Source organism: Actinomyces sp. ZJ308, assembly GCF_011752065.1.
Lineage (GTDB): Bacteria > Actinomycetota > Actinomycetes > Actinomycetales > Actinomycetaceae > Actinomyces.
This window is the reverse complement of record NZ_JAAIJY010000018.1, coordinates 1-16,313: the sequence shown is the minus strand read 5'-3', so window position 1 is coordinate 16,313 and position 16,313 is coordinate 1. Positions and strand designations below refer to the sequence as shown.

11 protein-coding genes and 1 pseudogene are annotated in these 16,313 nt (G+C 69.8%); 6 read left to right on the top strand and 6 right to left on the bottom strand.

The window, feature by feature from the left end:
* Positions 1-28 precede the first annotated feature (28 nt).
* Entirely contained in the window at positions 29-625 is a 597-nt protein-coding gene (locus HCR68_RS08745; RefSeq protein WP_167148644.1) for a hypothetical protein, read from the bottom strand.
* A 233-nt stretch (positions 626-858) separates the two neighbouring features.
* Between HCR68_RS08745 and HCR68_RS08740 the strand changes: the two genes are divergently transcribed.
* On the top strand, positions 859-1,704 hold the full coding sequence (locus HCR68_RS08740; protein WP_167148641.1) for a MerR family transcriptional regulator: 846 nt from the start codon (positions 859-861) through the stop codon (positions 1,702-1,704).
* A gap of 133 nt (positions 1,705-1,837) precedes the next feature.
* Here HCR68_RS08740 and HCR68_RS08735 read toward each other — a convergent pair whose 3' ends face one another.
* Complete coding sequence (locus HCR68_RS08735; protein ID WP_167148639.1) at positions 1,838-3,484, bottom strand: DUF349 domain-containing protein; 1,647 nt, start codon at positions 3,482-3,484, stop codon at positions 1,838-1,840.
* Between the two features lie 298 nt (positions 3,485-3,782).
* On the opposite strand from HCR68_RS08735, the gene HCR68_RS08730 reads away from it, so the two are divergent.
* The 5 genes from HCR68_RS08730 (at position 3,783) to HCR68_RS08710 (ending at position 11,296) form a co-directional block, all read left to right on the top strand.
* The gene (locus HCR68_RS08730) at positions 3,783-5,384 is read left to right on the top strand and encodes an ATP-binding cassette domain-containing protein (protein WP_167148637.1); all 1,602 of its coding nucleotides are present in this window, start codon (positions 3,783-3,785) and stop codon (positions 5,382-5,384) included.
* A gap of 83 nt (positions 5,385-5,467) precedes the next feature.
* Positions 5,468-6,283 carry an MBL fold metallo-hydrolase gene (locus tag HCR68_RS08725; RefSeq protein WP_167148635.1) on the top strand — a complete coding sequence of 272 codons (816 nt, stop codon included), beginning with the start codon at positions 5,468-5,470 and terminating at the stop codon, positions 6,281-6,283.
* 35 nt (positions 6,284-6,318) lie between these two features.
* Entirely contained in the window at positions 6,319-7,788 is a 1,470-nt protein-coding gene (gene hisS / locus HCR68_RS08720; protein WP_167148633.1) for a histidine--tRNA ligase, read from the top strand.
* Entirely contained in the window at positions 7,785-9,578 is a 1,794-nt protein-coding gene (locus tag HCR68_RS08715; RefSeq protein WP_167148631.1) for a dynamin family protein, read from the top strand. The genes hisS and HCR68_RS08715 overlap by 4 nt, the downstream gene beginning before the upstream one ends.
* The gene (locus tag HCR68_RS08710; protein ID WP_167148629.1) at positions 9,575-11,296 is read left to right on the top strand and encodes a GTPase; all 1,722 of its coding nucleotides are present in this window, start codon (positions 9,575-9,577) and stop codon (positions 11,294-11,296) included. Before HCR68_RS08715 ends, HCR68_RS08710 begins: the two co-directional genes overlap by 4 nt.
* A gap of 72 nt (positions 11,297-11,368) precedes the next feature.
* Here HCR68_RS08710 and HCR68_RS08705 read toward each other — a convergent pair whose 3' ends face one another.
* The 4 genes and pseudogenes from HCR68_RS08705 to HCR68_RS08690 all read right to left on the bottom strand — a co-directional run.
* A complete protein-coding gene (locus HCR68_RS08705; protein ID WP_167148627.1) occupies positions 11,369-12,226 on the bottom strand; it encodes a CPBP family intramembrane glutamic endopeptidase in 858 nt (285 codons plus the stop codon).
* A gap of 59 nt (positions 12,227-12,285) precedes the next feature.
* Positions 12,286-12,864 carry a PadR family transcriptional regulator gene (locus HCR68_RS08700; RefSeq protein ID WP_167148625.1) on the bottom strand — a complete coding sequence of 193 codons (579 nt, stop codon included), beginning with the start codon at positions 12,862-12,864 and terminating at the stop codon, positions 12,286-12,288.
* A 115-nt stretch (positions 12,865-12,979) separates the two neighbouring features.
* Positions 12,980-15,622, bottom strand: coding sequence for a DEAD/DEAH box helicase (locus tag HCR68_RS08695; protein WP_167148623.1), 2,643 nt, complete (start codon positions 15,620-15,622; stop codon positions 12,980-12,982).
* Positions 15,623-15,929: 307 nt separating this feature from the next.
* Positions 15,930-16,313 (bottom strand): annotated as a pseudogene (locus HCR68_RS08690) (hypothetical protein); the annotation flags it as partial.

Below are 16,313 nucleotides of genomic sequence, written 5' to 3'. Positions count from 1 at the left end.
CCGGCACCGGGCGCTCACCCCCGACCACTTACGAACCGCTCGGCATGACCGCCTCGATGATGTGCTGCGCCCGCGGGCAGCCCCGGCTGGCGGCGCCACGACAGTGGTTGAGCGTGAGCAGCAGGCGGACCCGGCTGATTCCGTGGTCACGGGCCGTCATGATGGCCCGGACGGCGTCCACCGGAGGTCCCAGACGGGCGACGTCGACGGCGGCTCGGGCGATGGTCGCGCAGGTGACACCGTTGATCACGGTGGTGTCGGAGCGGGGCAGCCTGCCTCGCCTGGTCACCAGGTAGGACAGCCGGCTTCGACGCCCTCCCGGCAGACAGACCTCCAGGACGTCCGGCGGTGGCCCGCCGACGTGCACCCACAGGGCGGTGCTCGCCAGCAGCACTCCTCGGCAGGGCAGGGCGGCGGTGACGGCCCGCAGGCGCCCCTCGGCCGAGCGCAGGAGGTCAACCGGTTGCAGGTTGCCCAGGACACTGACCAGGAGTCGGGAGTCGAGGCCGGCGCACCGCAGCACCTGCATGTCCTGGGGCGGAAGCGTACCCAGAACGGGGGAGAGTGGACGGGCGGACAGATGGGCCACGGCGGCGTGACCCGGAACCGGGACGAAACGAGCCATACGCCATCGTGGACTTCTCCTCGCTCTCGTTGCCACAGTGAATCGACCGCCTGTGGATAACCTCGGTGCTAGCACGAGAACTTGACCCTCACCTAGCGTGAGGCGTCAAGGTACTCGGAACGCGCCGAGGAGCAGACTGAGCACCGAGCGATCACAGATCGAGCACTGCCCGTGCACTGACTGGGCAAGGCAGTGATGAATGAATGACTGAAGAATGATTGGGGTGAGGAGACATGGTGACGGGGTGGGAGCACGACGGACCCGGGCCAGGTGACGCGGTGCTGGACGATGATGACATGGCGATGACGGTCGGGGAGGTCTCAACCCTCCTGGGCGTCAGCGTCCGGGCGCTGCACCACTGGGACGCCTCCGGCCTGGTGCACCCCTCCCGGCGCAGTGACGCCGGTTACCGTCTCTACTGCGAGGCGGACCTCATGCGCATCCAGCAGGTGCTCGTCTACCGGCAGACCGGCATGAGCCTGACCGACATCAAGGGGGTCCTCGACGATCCGGACACGGACGCCGTCGCCCACCTGCGCCGTCAGCGCGAGATGCTTCAGGGGCAGATCTCCCACCTGCAGCGGATGCTCCGTTCCATCGACACGGTCATGGAGATACAGCTGTTGGGAGCAAGGATCTCCGTGGCCGAGATGGTGAAGATCTGGGGGACTGACTGGGATCCGGTGTACATCGAGGAGGCTCATGCCCGCTGGGGCGATACGGAGGAGTGGGCCGAGTCCGCCCGCCGCAAGGCCCGGATGTCGCGCGCCGACTGGCGGCGGGCCCACGAGGAGACGGTCGCCCTGGAGACCGCGCTGGTCGAGGCGATGCGCAGCGGTGTCGAACCGGGTAGCCCTGAGGCCAATGCTCTGGCCCAGTGGCACCGCCGGGAGCTCAACCGGTGGTTCGAGGTCTCCGTCTCCAAGCAGGTGCTCATTGCCCGCAGCTACGTCGCGGACGAACGCTACGCCCGGTACTACGACAAGCGCGCGCCGGGACTGGCCGCCTGGCTCAAGGACGTCATCGATGCCGGCGCCCGGTCCGAGGGTGTGGACCCGGCGACCGCCACCTGGGACTAGGAGCCCTTCCGGCTCGGGGCCGACGTGGGACACGAGGCGGGGGCCGACACCGGACATGGTGTCGGCCCCCGCAGTCGCAACGGCCTGCCTCAGGCTCTGCCGGCGCTGGCTGGTGACCTGATGGAGGGAGCGATCAGGCCTTGGCCGAGCGCAGCACCTGCTCGAGCCACGCCCGGCGGGCCGTCAGCGCGGCCTCGGCCTCGGCGATCTTCTTGGCGTCGCCGGCGGCCTGGGCCGCAGCCAGATCCTTCTCCAGACCGGCGATCGCATCCTGGAGCTGACCGGCCAGCCCCTCGGCACGCGCCTTGGTCTCCGGGTCGGTACGGCGCCACTCGGCGTTCTCGGCCTCTCGGATCGCGTCCTCGACGGCGCGCATGCGGCCCTCGATGCGACGCACGGCTCCGCGCGGGACCCGCCCGGCCTCCTCCCAGGCGTCCTGGATGGGGCGCAGGGCCTTCTTGGCGGCCTTGACGTCCTTGACCGGCAGGAGCGCCTCGGCCTTGGCCACCAGGGCCTCCTTGACCTTGAGGTTCTCGGCGAACTCGGCGTCGACGGCCTCGTCCTTGGCACGGCGGGCGTCGTAGAAGACCTGCTGGGCGGCCCGGAAGCGGGCCCACAGGGCGTCATCCTCCTTGCGGGAGGCGCGTCCGGCCTTCTTCCACTCGGCGAGCAGGTCGCGGTACTTGGCGGAGGTGCCGGCCCAGTCGGTGGAGTTCTGCATCTCCTCGGCGCGCTTGATGAGCGCCTCCTTGGCGGCACGTACCTGCGCCTGCTTGGCGTCCAGCTCGCTGAAGAACTGGCGGCGGTGGCGATCGAAGGTGGTGCGGGCGTGGGAGAAGCGCTTCCACAGGCCGTCCTCGGTGGGACGGTCCAGACGCGGACCGCGCCGCTGCGCCGTCTTCCAGGACTCCAGCAGCTCGCGCAGCTCGGCGCCGGAGTTCTTCCACTGCGTACGTGCCGGGTCCTGCTCGGAGATGGCCTCGGCGCGCTCGACGATCGCGGTGCGCTCCTTGAGAGCCTGCTCCTTGGCGGCGGCGCGCTCGGCGGCCACGGCCTCACGGCGCTCGGCGGCCACGGCCTTGAGAGCGGCGAAGCGGGCCCGCAGCCCCTCCAGGTCGCCGACGGCGGCCGGCTCGGTGAGGGACTCGGAGATCGAGGACAGGGTCGTATCGATCTCACGGACGCTGAGCTGGGGCAGGCGGGTGGCGAACAGGTCGATGGTCGCCTTGAGGTCCAGGTAGCGGCGCACGTAGAAGGCCATGGCCTCGGCGATGGGAGCATCGGGGAACTGGCCGACCTCACGCTCAGCGCCACCGTCCTGGACGTATACCCGGCCCTCGCCGTCCACGCGCCCCCACTTGGCGGCGTCCATCGCCTCCTGCGGGTCGACAGCGGGCTCCGCGGGTGCCGCAGGGGCCGCAGCCGGGGCGGGAACCTCGGCGGGAGTCGGCGTAGCGCCCTCCTGCTCGGTCTCGGCCGACTGCGCCGCCTCAGCCGGCTGCTCGGACGGGGCGGGGTCCTCGGAAGCGGCAGTAGCCGACTCGTCGGAGGAGGTTCGGGCGGGCACCTCGGCGGGCTTGCTCTCGGGCAAGCCGGGCTCGGACTCCTTTGGATCCTCAACGTCCGCCGTTGAGCTGGTGGCGGGAGAGGAACCAACTTCTGGTGCCTGCTCCGTCGGGGTGGGCGCTGCCGACTCACTCAAACCGGTCGGCTGGTCGGCCTGCTCGGTGTCGGGCTGGGTGTCGGGCTGGTTCCGCTCAGTCACGGGATGCTCCTTCATGGGTTGACGGGGAGGGAGCAGGATGACCGCTCCGTTCCGTTCGCGCCCGGCCTTCAGGCCGGGTGGTGGTGACGTGCCGTCGGAGGACGGCAGTGCCGAGAGTCTACGTTCCCGCGGGCGGCAATCACCATCCTTGACCCCGTCGATTTCAGTTGATTCGTTGATCTCTCATCTCCCCGGTAGGTGGCCTGGTGCCGAAGTCGTGCACCACTCCAGCAACCGGCGCTGCTAGTAGACTGTGGCCATGCTCGTCTGACTCGCCCCGGCCCGTTACCCCGGCTCATGTCAAGGACGAGTCATGCCTGCGATCAGCTTCTCCCGTGTCAGCTTCTCCCACACCTCTGAACCCTTGCTGGAGAACATCAGTCTCACGGTCTGCGACGGGGAGCGCGTCTGCGTCGTCGGCCCCAACGGATCGGGGAAGTCAACGCTTCTGCGTCTGGCGACCGGCGAGTTGTCTGCCGACCGGGGGATTGTCACCGTTCTCGAGAACTGCGTCCCACCGGTAGCCGACCCGTCGGAGTCGATCAATGCCTACCTCGACGCCGCCTGCGGTGAGCCCCTGAACGCGCTTGACCGCCTCGAGGTCCTGAACGAGGCCATTGCCAAGGCCGGGCCAGTACCCGGTTCCCTCGTCGAGGAGTACGACTCCTTGCTGGTCCGGCTTGAGACGCTGGACGCCTGGAACCTGCCGACCAGGCGAGCCGAGGCCCTGGCCGGGCTGGGGCTGAAGCGGGTATCCACCGACCGTCCTGTCTCCTCCCTGTCTCCGGGGCAGCGCGGGCGGCTGGAGATCGCCGCCCTGCTCCTTTCGGCGGGTCAGGCGCTGGTGCTTGACGAGCCGACCAACCACCTGGATGCCGACGGCTCCGACTATCTGGGCCGAATGATGACCCAGTGGCCGGGTCCGGTCCTGTTCACCTCACACGATCGCGCCTTCATCGACACCGTGGCCACCGCCGTCGTCGACCTGGACACGGCGCCCTGGCAGGCACTGGCTACCGCAGCCGGGGACGGGGAAGCCATCGGTGCCTACAGGTGCGCGGGACGATACAGCGACTACCTCGTGGACAAGGCGAACGCCCGGGCCTCCCACCGCAGTCTCCACCAACGCCAGCAGGCGCAACGACGCAGCCTCACACGTCACCGTCAGGAGTCCAAGACGGTCGGGCACAGGGGAGCGGCACCTCGGACAGAGGTCCGTATGGCCAGGAAGTTCTGTGCCGACCGGGCCCAGCGTGTCTCCACCCGACGCCAGGCCCAGGATGATCGACGGCTGGAGGCGCTCGCCGAGACCGAGGTGCGCAGACCTCGTTCCTACGGCCTGCAGCTGCGTCTGGCCGCACCGGTGTCGCCGCGTGGGATGGCGGTGTCGGCCAGGGCAGCCGCTGTACCGGGGCGCCTTGCGCCGGTCACGGTCGATGTCATGGCCGGTGAGCACCTGCTGATCACCGGCGCCAACGGGGCCGGCAAGTCCACGTTCCTGACCTGGCTGGCCACTGGCACGGCGCCCGCGGAGGGATCCTGTGGCACCCTGACGGTCTCCGGCTCAGTCTTCCGGGTACCCCAGCACCTGCCCGAGCCCGGAGACCCTGGGATCGATGAATCCGTCTGGACCGGAGGTGTGGGGGAACAGGGCAAAGGGATCCTGCACCCGCAGTTATGGAACCGCCCGATCAGTGAGCTCTCTGACGGCAACCAGCGCCGCGCCCAGCTGGCTCTGGCCGCTGCAGCCGTGCCCGAGGTGCTCGCCATCGACGAGCCCACGAACTATCTGGACCTGGACGCCCTGGAGATGCTCGAGACCGCCCTGAAGTCCTGGACGGGCACGCTCATCGTCGCCAGCCACGACCGCTGGCTGATCTCGCACTGGTGGGGGCGACGGCTTCACCTGGGGTGAAAGGCGGCAGATTCTCCCCGGTTCTCCCCGCTGCCTCTCGTCCACCGCCCGCGGCCCACCACCGATCCCAGTAGGCTGGGAGCATGATCCTGGAGCGCACCATCGCACCCGTGTTCGCAGCCAACTGCTACGTCCTGGCCGCAGGCCCCGGCGAGCCCGCCCTCGTCGTCGACCCGGGAGCCGGATCCGTCCGGGGCGCCCTGGCGCTCCTGCGATCCAACCGCCTCACCCTGGGAGCGATCCTGCTCACCCACGGTCACGCCGACCACGTGTGGGACACCCAGTCCCTCATCGAGGCCGCCCACGGTGAGGGGCTGCTCACCAGCGACGACGCCGTCGACGTGCCGGTCTACATCCCCGAGCCCGACCGGTACCGGCTTGATGACCCGGACGCCACCACCGGTATCAGCTCAGGCGGCATGACCTTCGCCGACATGGCCGGCACCCCGTGGCGGGCTCCCTCAGATGTTCGTCTTTTCCCCGGGGAGGGCTTCTCCCGCGCTGTCGAGCTCGTCCCCGGTATCGCCTTGCGGGCGGTTCCCGCGCCCGGCCACTCGGAGGGCTCGACCCTGTTCTTCCTCGAGGCCCGGCTGGCGGACAACTCCCTGCTCTACGAGGCCGAGGTCATCGAGGACGACCCCTCCACCGTCGACGAGGAGCGCACCTACCTCATGGCCCTCGACGGCGACGTCATCTTCAAGGGCTCCGTCGGCCGTACCGACCTCCCCGGCGGGGACCAGGTGCAGATGCTCGGCACCCTGCGGTTCCTGGCCAGCGCCATCGACCCGGCCACGGTCCTGCTGCCCGGGCACGGCGCGGTGACCACCATGGAGCACGAGCACCACGGCAACCCCTATCTCGCCGAGGCCAAGATTCGTGGGGGAGACCTCAAGGCCTGACGACGGTGCGCCAGCGCGCCGCCCGTCATGACACAATGCGGACCATGGCACAGGTACGACAAGCGCTCTCCTCACTGTCCGGTTTTCCCGAGTGGCTTCCCGCGGGCCACATCGTCGAGCAGCACTTCGTCGACATCCTGCGCCGCACCTTCGAGCTCCACGGCTTCAGCGGCATTCAGACCCGCGCCGTCGAGCCGCTCAGCGAGCTGACGAGGAAGGGCGAGACCTCCAAGGAGGTCTACCTCCTCAACCGCCTGCAGGAGGACCCCGGTGACTCCGACGCCGAGACGGACCCGCGCAAGCGGCTGGGTCTCCACTTCGACCTGACGGTTCCCTTCGCCCGCTACGTCGTCGACAACGCCGGGCTGCTCACCTTTCCGTTCAAGCGCTACCAGATCCAGAAGGTCTGGCGCGGCGAACGCCCCCAGGAGGGGCGCTTCCGCGAGTTCATCCAAGCGGACATCGACATCGTCGGCGACGGCGCCCTGCCGCTCCACCACGACGTCGAGGTCCCCCTCATCATGCACGAGGCGCTCAGCGCCCTGCCGGTGCCCGCAGTCACCATCCACGTCTCCAACCGCAAGGTGGCTCAGGGCTTCTACCAGTCCATCGGCATCGACTCGGGCCGGCTCATCGAGGTTCTGCGCGTCGTCGACAAGCTTGACAAGATCGGTCCCGAGAAGGTGGCCGCCGAGCTCACCCAGAGCGTCGGAGTGAGCGCGCAGCAGGCGGCTCAGGCCCTCAGGCTCGCCACCATCACCGGAACCGACGGCCAGGACGTCTCCGGTCAGGTCCTGCGGGCTCTGGCCGGGGCCGAGCCCGCCGAGCTCCTGGAGGAGGGACTGGCCGAGCTGACCGCCCTGCTCGAGGCCGCCGGCCGACGCCGCCCCGGCGCCGTCGTCGCCGACCTCAAGATCGCCCGTGGGCTGGACTACTACACCGGCACCGTCTATGAGTCCTTCATGGCGGGCCATGAGGACCTCGGCTCGGTGTGCTCCGGCGGCCGCTACGACTCACTGGCCACCAACGGCAAGCGCACCTTCCCCGGCGTGGGCATCTCCATCGGCCTGTCACGGCTCCTGGCGCGTGTCATCGGCGAGGGACTTGTGGAGGTCAGCCGTCCCGTGCCCACGGCGGTGCTCGTGGCGGTCTCCGACGAGGCTCACCGCTCCGCCTCCGACGCGATCGCCGACGCGCTGCGTGCCCGCGGTATCAGCGCCGACGTCGCCCCCAGCGCCGCCAAGTTCGGCAAGCAGATCAAGGCCGCGGACAAGCGCTCCATCCCCTTCGTGTGGTTCCCTGGTGCCGACGGGGCGCCGGACTCGGTCAAGGACATCCGCTCCGGCGAGCAGGTCGAGGCCGACACCTCCACCTGGCGGCCGCCAAGTGCCGACATCGCCCCGCAGGTCACGGTCAGCCTCAGTGGGGTTGATGCCGCGGCTGGTAGCGGGACCGGCTCACAGGCCGGCACCGAAGCTGACACAGAGGCCGACTCCGCCTCATGACCGAGAGTCGAGGCGAGTCCAGCAGCACCCAGAAGGTCCAGCAGGCGACCAGGGAGCTGTCCGCGTTGCGGGACAGCCTGACCGCCTTGTCGACGCCCTATGTCCTGCAGGGGACGGCCGCCGCCTCGGACAAGGCCACGCTCATCCGCGACCAGCTCGGCGACTACATCCTGCCGCGCCTGGCCAGCCTGGACGCGCCTCTGCTGGCCGTGGTCGGCGGCTCCACCGGAGCGGGCAAGTCGACCCTCGTCTCCTCGCTCGTGCGCCGACACGTGGCCAGGGCCTCTGCGATCCGTCCCACGACGCGTCGCCCCCTGCTCCTGCACGCGCCGATGGACGCCGCCTGGTTCGACACCGACCGGGTCCTGGGCTCCCTGTCGCGCCTGCGCGTGGCCCCCGACGCACCCGCGAGCCCGCCCACGGACCACACGCCCCGAGAGCTCGAGCTGCGCTCGTGTGATGGACTTCCCCAGGGGCTGGCGATCGTGGACGCCCCCGACGTCGACTCCGTGGTCGAGGACAACCGGGACCTGGCCGCCACCCTTCTGGCCGGCGCGGACCTGTGGATCTTCGTCACCACGGCGGCGCGCTATGCCGACGCCGTCCCCTGGGAGCACTTGAGGGCAGCCGCGCAGCGACACGTCACCATCGCCGTCATCCTGGACCGGGTACCGGACGGTGCGCAGAGTGAGGTGGAGGCCGACCTGCGGCATCGGCTCGTGAGGGCGAACCTCGGTGAGGCCCCGGTCTTCACGATTCCCGAGACCGCTCTTGACGACAACGGCTTCCTGCCCGAGTCCTGTGTCTCGCCGGTGCGCCAGTGGCTGGGCGCACTGGCCTCCGACGCGGCCGCCCGTCAGGACATCGCACACCGTAGCCTGACCGGGGCCATTGACGCGGTCCTGGCGCAGAGTGAGCTGCTCGCCGTCGAGCTGGAATCCCAGGAGGCCGAGTACGCCGAGCTCCGCCGCGCGGCCACCTCCGAGCACGACGACGCCCTGGAGCGCGTCATCGAGGCCACCGAGGACGGTTCCATGCTGCACGGTGAGGTGCTGGCCCGCTGGCAGGAGTTCGTCGGAACCGGTGACCTGTTCCGGTCGCTGGAGGTTCAGGTGGGCCGGGTGCGTGACCGTATTACCTCTCTTCTGCGCGGACGCCCGGCCCCGGCCAAGCGCGTGGAGCAGGCGATCGGCTCGTCTCTGGTCGAGCTCCTCGTCGCCGAGTCCCAGCGGGCCTGCCTGGCCACGGAACGCTCTTGGCGGCGCGCCGGAACCTCCCAGCAGGCTCTCAACCGCGCTCTGGCGGAGGTGCCGACCCAGACCGGGCTCGAGGTCATCGCCGCGGCCCTCGTCCACGACTGGCAGCGGGAGGTTCTCACGCTCATCCGCGCCGAGGGGGCCGACAAGCGGCTCACCGCCAGGCTGCTGTCCCTGGGGGTCAACGGTGCCGGCGTCGTTCTCATGATCCTCGTCTTCGCGCACACCGGTGGCCTGACCGGGGGAGAGGTGGGCATCGCGGGGGGCACGGCCATCCTGGCCCAGCGGGTCCTGGAGGCCGTCTTCGGCGACCAGGCGATGCGCGGCATGACCAAGCGGGCCCGGGAGGACCTCACCAAGCGCGCCACCGCCCTGTTCGCCAATCAGGTCAAGTGCTTCACCGACGCTCTCCCGGTTCCGGCGCCCAGCGCAGACACGCTGCGAGAGCAGCTTCAGGCCTGTCAGGAGGCGGCGACATCGCTGCGCACCACGCCCGCCCGCAGGAGTCGGCCGTCCGGGAGGAGAGTGCGGTGACGACCGACCACTCCGGTGCCGCTGGTCTTACCTCCGTTCTCGAGGACCTGGAGCGGACCATCGACCTGGGCGAACGGCTCGGCCTACGGGACGAGCTCACCCAGGTTCGGGATGTCCTCGCGCAGGCCTCTCATCGCCGGCGCCTGGCGCCTGAGAGCACGGTGGCAGCCCTCCTCGGGGCGACCGGGTCGGGCAAGTCCAGCCTCGCCAACGCTCTGACCGGCGCCGAGGTGTCCCGCACCGCTCGCACCCGCCCTACGACCACCCAGCCGCTCGCCGTCGTCCCGGATACCGTCCACGAGGCCACCGAGCTGCTGGACTGGCTCGACATCAGCCGGAGGGTGAGCATCGGTGGAGGCTGGGAGCTGGGTGAGGCCACGGTGCTGGTCGACCTGCCCGACATCGACTCCGATGAACCGGCGCACCGCGATATCGCTGAGCGCATGGCGGGCAAGGTCGATGTCCTGGTGTGGGTCCTCGATCCGGAGAAGTATGCCGACGGCGTCGTTCATCGCGACTTCCTCATTCCCATGGCGGCGCACGCCGAGGTCATGGTCGTCGCCCTCAACCAGGTGGACCGGCTCGACCTCGAGGGCCGAGACGCCGTAGCGGCCGATCTGAGACGGATCCTTGACCGAGAGGGGCTGAACAGTGTCCCGGTCGTCCCCGTCAGCGCCCGCACCGGCGAAGGCGTCGAGACCCTGGCCCGCACCGTGGCCTCGGTGGCCTCTGACCGCCTGGCCAGTGCCCGTAGCCTCGTTGCTCACGCTCGTCGCGCCGCCAAGGAGCTGGGAGACCGGACAGGGCTTGTCGTCCCTGCTCCTCCGGCCGCCGGTGGGCCGCGACCGCCTGCCCCCCAGGCACCGCAGCTGCAGCAGTCCGTGACCACCCTCAGACGGGCGGCGGCCGGCGTCGCCGGGATCGACGTCGTCGCACAGGCTGTGGAGGGATCCGACCGGCACCGGGCCCGCCCCCGGGTCGGCTGGTTCTGGCTGCGGTGGATCGAGCGCCTACGACGCGACCCGCTGCGAGCACTGCACCTGGGAGCCGGGCGCCGGTCGTCTGCGGCGGGTGAGTCTGACGATCACTCCGACGGCGCGGCGGTGCGGGCTGTGGTCGACATCAGCTCCTTGCCCCCCGCCGGACCAGCGGCGACGGGCAACCTGCGCAGTGCCGCTCACGTCTATGCCCAGGCGGCCTGCTCGGGGCTGCCGGACGATCTGGCGGCGCAGGCCGTTTTCCGTAGTGACGAGCGTGCGGATGGCCTCGCCGTACCCCTGGACCGGGCCGTGTCCGCGGTGGACTACGAGATATGGAGGCGCCCGGCCTGGTGGGCTGCGGCCAACCTGCTGCAATGGGTGACCGCGCTGACCGCGCTGGTCGGAGCGCTGTGGCTGGTGGCGATCCGCGTCCTGGAGGACTACCTCCTCCTGATCACTGTGGACGTGCCCCGCTGGGGGAGAGTCCCCTGGCCCACCATCCTCCTGCTCGGCGGCCTGATGATCGGCCTGCTACTGGCCGGCCTGGGGACGCTCCTGGCCCGCCTCCAGGCCAGACGTCACAGCAGGCGGATCGCCCGCCTTCTGCGTCGCGCGACCGATGAGGTCATCGACGCTGAGGTCATCGAGCCGCTTAGGGCTGAGGTACGCGGATGGGTGGAGCTCGCGCAGACTCTGGGGCGAATCACCCGACGTGACACCACCGCTCTCACGTTTTGATGTCATTTATGTGCGGTAGCAGAACCTGAGGGCGCGAACGTCGATCTGGTCCCCGTTCAGCCGCCGTGCGACTCACCGAGGCCGACGGCGGAGCCGGCCGGTGCGCCGCGCCCACAGCCCCAGGCCCGCCGCCAGGACGACGGCGTTGGGAATGACCCCCACCAGCGGGGAGACCAGCAGCTCCCGGCCCGGTGCGATCGGCAGGCCGCCCAGGCTGAGGGGGATCTGGCTGAGGTTCGCGATCGAGTGCGCGATGAGGCCCGGCCAGATACTGCCGCTGAGGATCCGAAGCTCGGTGAACAAGGGGGCCCAGCAGATCATGATGGGAACTGTGATGAGGGCGTAGACGAGCGGTGGGACGTCGTAGACCGAGCGGGTGAGGGACTCGTCCAGGAGCCACCCGTAGTAGGGGATGTGCCACAGGCTCCAGATCATTCCGGAGATGAGCCAGATCCAGGGGGCGGACAGCTGTCGGCCGATGAGCGCAGGTGCCAGGTAGCCGCGCCAGGCGCCCTCCTCGGCGACGTTCTTGAGCACGGTCCCCAGCACGCCTGCGGCCACCGCGCCCCCGAACGCTCCCAGCCCGGCGGGAGTGAGCCACCCCGCCGCCCAACCGACGACGATGGCCAAGGCGAAGGACAGCGGGAAGACGCCGAGCGCCACGCCATAGGCCCGCAGCCTGCCCGGCAGCCACGAGGCGGCGTAGGGCCGGCGCAGCGACGGGTCGCTCAGAGCCATGACGGCACCGGCCAGGAGCGGCGTCACGATCCAGATGAGGCTACCCAGTGAGTTCATGGAGTGGGGGACGCCGAGGGCGTTGTTGACGAGGAGTCCGATCCAGCCGGAGCTGAGAGTAATGATGCTGAAAATGACGAGACGGATGGTGGAGCTTGCGGCAGCGGCGCCGCTGGGGCGAGGTGTGCGTGCCATGGTCATACTATGCAATACAACTAGTGGACGTTGCAAGTATGGGTAGTTGGCGACCTCTCTCAGCGGGACTCCCCACCAGCGGTTTCGTCCTTCTCGGCGGTATCCGGCCGCGTCCTGGCGGCGTCGGCGGCAACGGCCCGCCGGGTCTGGGCGACCCACTCCAGCTGGGCCTTCGTGCCGTCGATCCCGAGACGGAGGACTGCGGCCTTCATGGCGGTGTCGAGGTCCACCACGTCGATGTCGATCGTCTCCAGGGCCTCAAGCTCACCGCGGAACCTCTCCTCGGCCTCGGTGAGGATCTCATCGACCTTCTCGTGGCCCAGGCGGGCGGCGAAGAAGACGCGCGCCAGCAGAGGATCCTTACCCGTTTGGGGCTCGAGCGGGCTCGCCAGCCAGGCATCGAGCTCGGCGCGGCCCGACTCCGTCAGGCTGTGCACTCGTCGGTCCGGTCGACCGTTCTGAGGAATGACCTGTGTCGATATTGCGCCATCGGCCTCAAGGCGGTCGAGGGTGCGATAGATCTGGGACTGGTCGGCGTACCAGAAGTAGACGATCGAGCTGTTGAATGCCCGGTTGAGGTCGTAGCCGCTCTGCGGGGCATGGGACAGCAGCCCGAGGATGGCGTGTCTGAGTCTCATGCAGCCACAGTATGCGAGGAACCCCTCCGGGGTGCTGATCGTCTCGCCCGGGAGACTGGTATGGGGTGACAGCGTGTGCTGCCACCCCATATCAGGTCAATGAGCTTTCAGGTGCTCAGCGATCGCCGCGTCCTCCTCGGAAGCCGCCTCGGTGGTCACCCCGGTTGCTGCCGAAGCGGTTCTGGTTGCGGTCGCCGTAGCCGCGGTTGTTTCCACGGTCGTTGCCGCGATCGCCCCGGTAACCGCCGCGGTCCTCGCGCCGGCCCCGGAAGCCGTCGCGGTCGCCGCGGTGGTCGTCCCACCGGCGGTTTTCACGACGGTCGCCGCGATCCGAACGGTCATGGCCGCCTCTGCTGCCACGTCCGTCACGGTCCTTCCAACCACGGTCACCGTCATCGCGGCGGTCGTCATGGCGGGGTCGGAATCCGCGGTCCGACCGTCCCGGCCTCTCGCCGCGCTCACCGCGGTTGTCCCAGTCGCGCCGCTTGGGACCACGCTCCCCGCCACCGGGGCCGGACCAGCCGTGGCCCGGTCCCTCGTCGGGGCGGATGCGCAGCTCACGGCCGGCGAAGGTCGCGCGGCCCATGACGGAGAGCTGCTCGGGGCTCAGGTCGGCATAGATGGTGACCAGGGAGAAGGACTGGAGGATGTCGATCTTGCCGATGTCCGAGCCCTCAATACCTCCCTCATTGGCCAGGGCGCCGACGATCGCGCCGGGAAGGACCCGGTCGCGGTGGCCCACCTCGATCCGGTACACGGTCCCGGGGCCCTCGTGCTCACGGCGCCCGGAGCGCGTGGCCGAGCGACGTCCCTCGCCCCGGTCCCCACGATCGGAGCGACGGTTCTTCTCACGCCCGCCCTCGAAGGAGGCCGACAGGAAGGTCCCCTCGGAGTCGAGGTTCTCCTCCCGGCGTGCGCGCTGGGGGCGCTCGCCGCGGTCTCGGTCCTCACGCCTGCGTGGTCCCTCGTCACCCACGGCCAGGGCCAGCAGCGTGGCCGCCAGCTCCTCGACGTCGATGTCCAGCTCCTGGGCGGAGCTGCTCACCAGCGGCAGGTACATGTCCAGACGGCCGCGCTCGTGGCGGGCGGCGGCCTTGGACAGCAGCTTGCGCGCTCGGTGCTCGGAGACATCGGCGGGGGAGGGCAGGGTGATCTCCTCCAGCCGGCTGCCGGTGAGGCGCTCGATCTGACGGAGCTTGCCCTTCTCCTTGGGAGTCAGGAAGGTGACGGCCTCGCCGTGGCGGCCTGCGCGGCCCGTGCGGCCGATGCGGTGCACGTAGGCCTCGGCCTCGCGAGGCACGTCGAAGTTGACGACCAGACCGATGCGGTCCACGTCCAGTCCTCGGGCGGCCACGTCGGTGGCCACGAGCACGTCGAGGGTGCCGGCGCGCAGACGCTCCACCAGACGCTCGCGCTCGCGCTGGGGTACGTCGCCGGAGATGGCGGCGGCCTGGATGCCCCGGCCGGCCAGCTCGATGGCGACGTCCTCGGCCGTGGACTTGGTGCGCACGAAGACGATGGCGGCCTCGGCGTCGGTGACGGCCAGGACGCGGGAGACGGCACCGATCTTGTGGCGGAAGGGAACCACCGCGTAGGTCTGGTGCACGGTGGCGACGGTGGAGGCGGGCCGGGAGACCTCGACCTGGACGGGCTCGTGGAGGTGCTGCCTGGCCACGGCCTGGATGGCCGGGGGCATCGTTGCGGAGAACAGGGCAGTGCGCCGCTCGGTGGGAAGGGACTCCGCAATCGTCTCGACGTCCTCGGCGAAGCCCATGCGCAGCATCTCGTCGGCCTCGTCCAGGACGAAGTAGCGCACGTCGTCGAGCTGGAGGGCGCCCTTGTCGATGAGGTCGATGACGCGTCCGGGGGTGCCGACCACCACCTGGGCGCCGCCCTTGAGCGCGCCGATCTGGGGGCCGTAGGGGGCTCCCCCGTAGACGGCCACCACGTCCAGGCCCCGGGAGCGGGCGGCCATGTCGGTGATGGCCTCGGCGCTCTGGAGGGCGAGCTCGCGGGTGGGGGCCAGGACGAGGGCCTGAACCACGCTGTCGCGGGAGTCGACGGCGTCCAGGAGCGGCAGCCCGAAGGCGGCTGTCTTGCCGGTCCCGGTCTGGGCCACGCCGACGACGTCGCGCCCGGCCAGCAGGACCGGAATCGCCTCCTTCTGGATGGCGGTGGGGGTCACGAAGCCCATGTCGGTGACGGCCTTGAGCAGGTCACCGGGAAGCCCCAGGTCGGCGAAGGTGATGTCGTCGTCCTGCTGGTCCTCCTTCACCTCCCGTCTGTCCTGACGGTCACCGGGGGCCTCGGAGTCCCGGGAGGAGCGGTCCTCCTGCTGGTGGTCATCGGAGTCGGTGTCGGAGTCGATGAAGGGCGTGTGACCGTCGACCTCGTCCTCGTCGATGTCGACGCCGTCGTCCTCATCGGATTCCTCGGCCACGTCCTCCGGGTCGACCTCGGGGCGGTCTCGGTCGACGTCGTCGGCCTCGTCCTCGTGGTCGACGTCCTCAGGGTCCTCCGGTGAGTCTGAGGAGGCTGGGGTGGCGAAGTCCTCGGGCGAGGAAGCGGCCTCATCGGAGTGGTGCGGCGCGGCCACGGTCTCGTCGGTGCTGTTGTCACTGTTGTCACCGCCTGAGTCGGCCGGTCGGCCACCGGAGAGCTCGGCGGAGAAGAGTGCGTCGAGGCTGAGCGGACCGCTGCTCTCACTGCCCTGAGCGTCGTCGGAGGTGCCGGGCGCAGTACTGCTGGAGGTAGTCATGAAGTTTTCCCATATCTGTCCCCTCACTAAGAAAACGGGGACTGCGGCGGAGTGTGGGGGAGGACCTTTTGTCCTCCACTCTTTGCCGTACCTGGCCCACCACACTCGCCCGCACCCGGACTGGCCGGGTGACTCACGGGCTAACACGCACAGACTCACGGGATGCTCTTGCCGCACACCAGGTGCTGCAGAACCCGAACGGGGTCAACAGGGCACGGATCGCTCCTGGGACCAGGTTACGGGAGGACCGGCGCCGCGCCGTCCCCTCGCGGGTCGGATCACAGGTGAGGTCCGTCTCGTGACTCGCTCAGCGGCCCAGCAGGGTGAGGATCCGGCGTCGCAGCTCGCGGTGCTCGTCGGCGGACTCGTCGCGCACGGGCACCTCGATGTCGGCGACGATGCGTGCGGGCCGCTCGGACAGGACGATCACCCGGCCGGACAGGCGCAGAGCCTCGTCGACGTCATGGGTGACCAGGACGGCGGTGAAGCGCTGTGACTCCCACAGCTTGATGATCTCGTCCTGGAGCTGGAGGCGGGTCAGCGCGTCGAGCTTGCCCATGAATCGCCCCGGGTTTGATGGAGGCAGTGATGACACGGAAGGATCACTGTCATGGGACAGAAGAAGTACCCCGATGAGCTGCGCGAGCGAGCCACGAGGATGACCTTGGAGGCACTGGCCGACCCGGCGCGG

Coding starts and splice junctions, on each gene's coding strand:
- HCR68_RS08700 (WP_167148625.1), bottom strand. CDS start 12,864: ATGAGACTCAGACACGCCATCCTCGGGCTGCTGTCCCATGCCCCGCAG.
- HCR68_RS08735 (WP_167148639.1), bottom strand. CDS start 3,484: ATGAAGGAGCATCCCGTGACTGAGCGGAACCAGCCCGACACCCAGCCC.
- HCR68_RS08740 (WP_167148641.1), top strand. CDS start 859: ATGGTGACGGGGTGGGAGCACGACGGACCCGGGCCAGGTGACGCGGTG.
- HCR68_RS08695 (WP_167148623.1), bottom strand. CDS start 15,622: ATGACTACCTCCAGCAGTACTGCGCCCGGCACCTCCGACGACGCTCAG.
- HCR68_RS08730 (WP_167148637.1), top strand. CDS start 3,783: ATGCCTGCGATCAGCTTCTCCCGTGTCAGCTTCTCCCACACCTCTGAA.
- HCR68_RS08725 (WP_167148635.1), top strand. CDS start 5,468: ATGATCCTGGAGCGCACCATCGCACCCGTGTTCGCAGCCAACTGCTAC.
- HCR68_RS08715 (WP_167148631.1), top strand. CDS start 7,785: ATGACCGAGAGTCGAGGCGAGTCCAGCAGCACCCAGAAGGTCCAGCAG.
- hisS (WP_167148633.1), top strand. CDS start 6,319: ATGCGGACCATGGCACAGGTACGACAAGCGCTCTCCTCACTGTCCGGT.
- HCR68_RS08745 (WP_167148644.1), bottom strand. CDS start 625: ATGGCTCGTTTCGTCCCGGTTCCGGGTCACGCCGCCGTGGCCCATCTG.
- HCR68_RS08705 (WP_167148627.1), bottom strand. CDS start 12,226: ATGGCACGCACACCTCGCCCCAGCGGCGCCGCTGCCGCAAGCTCCACC.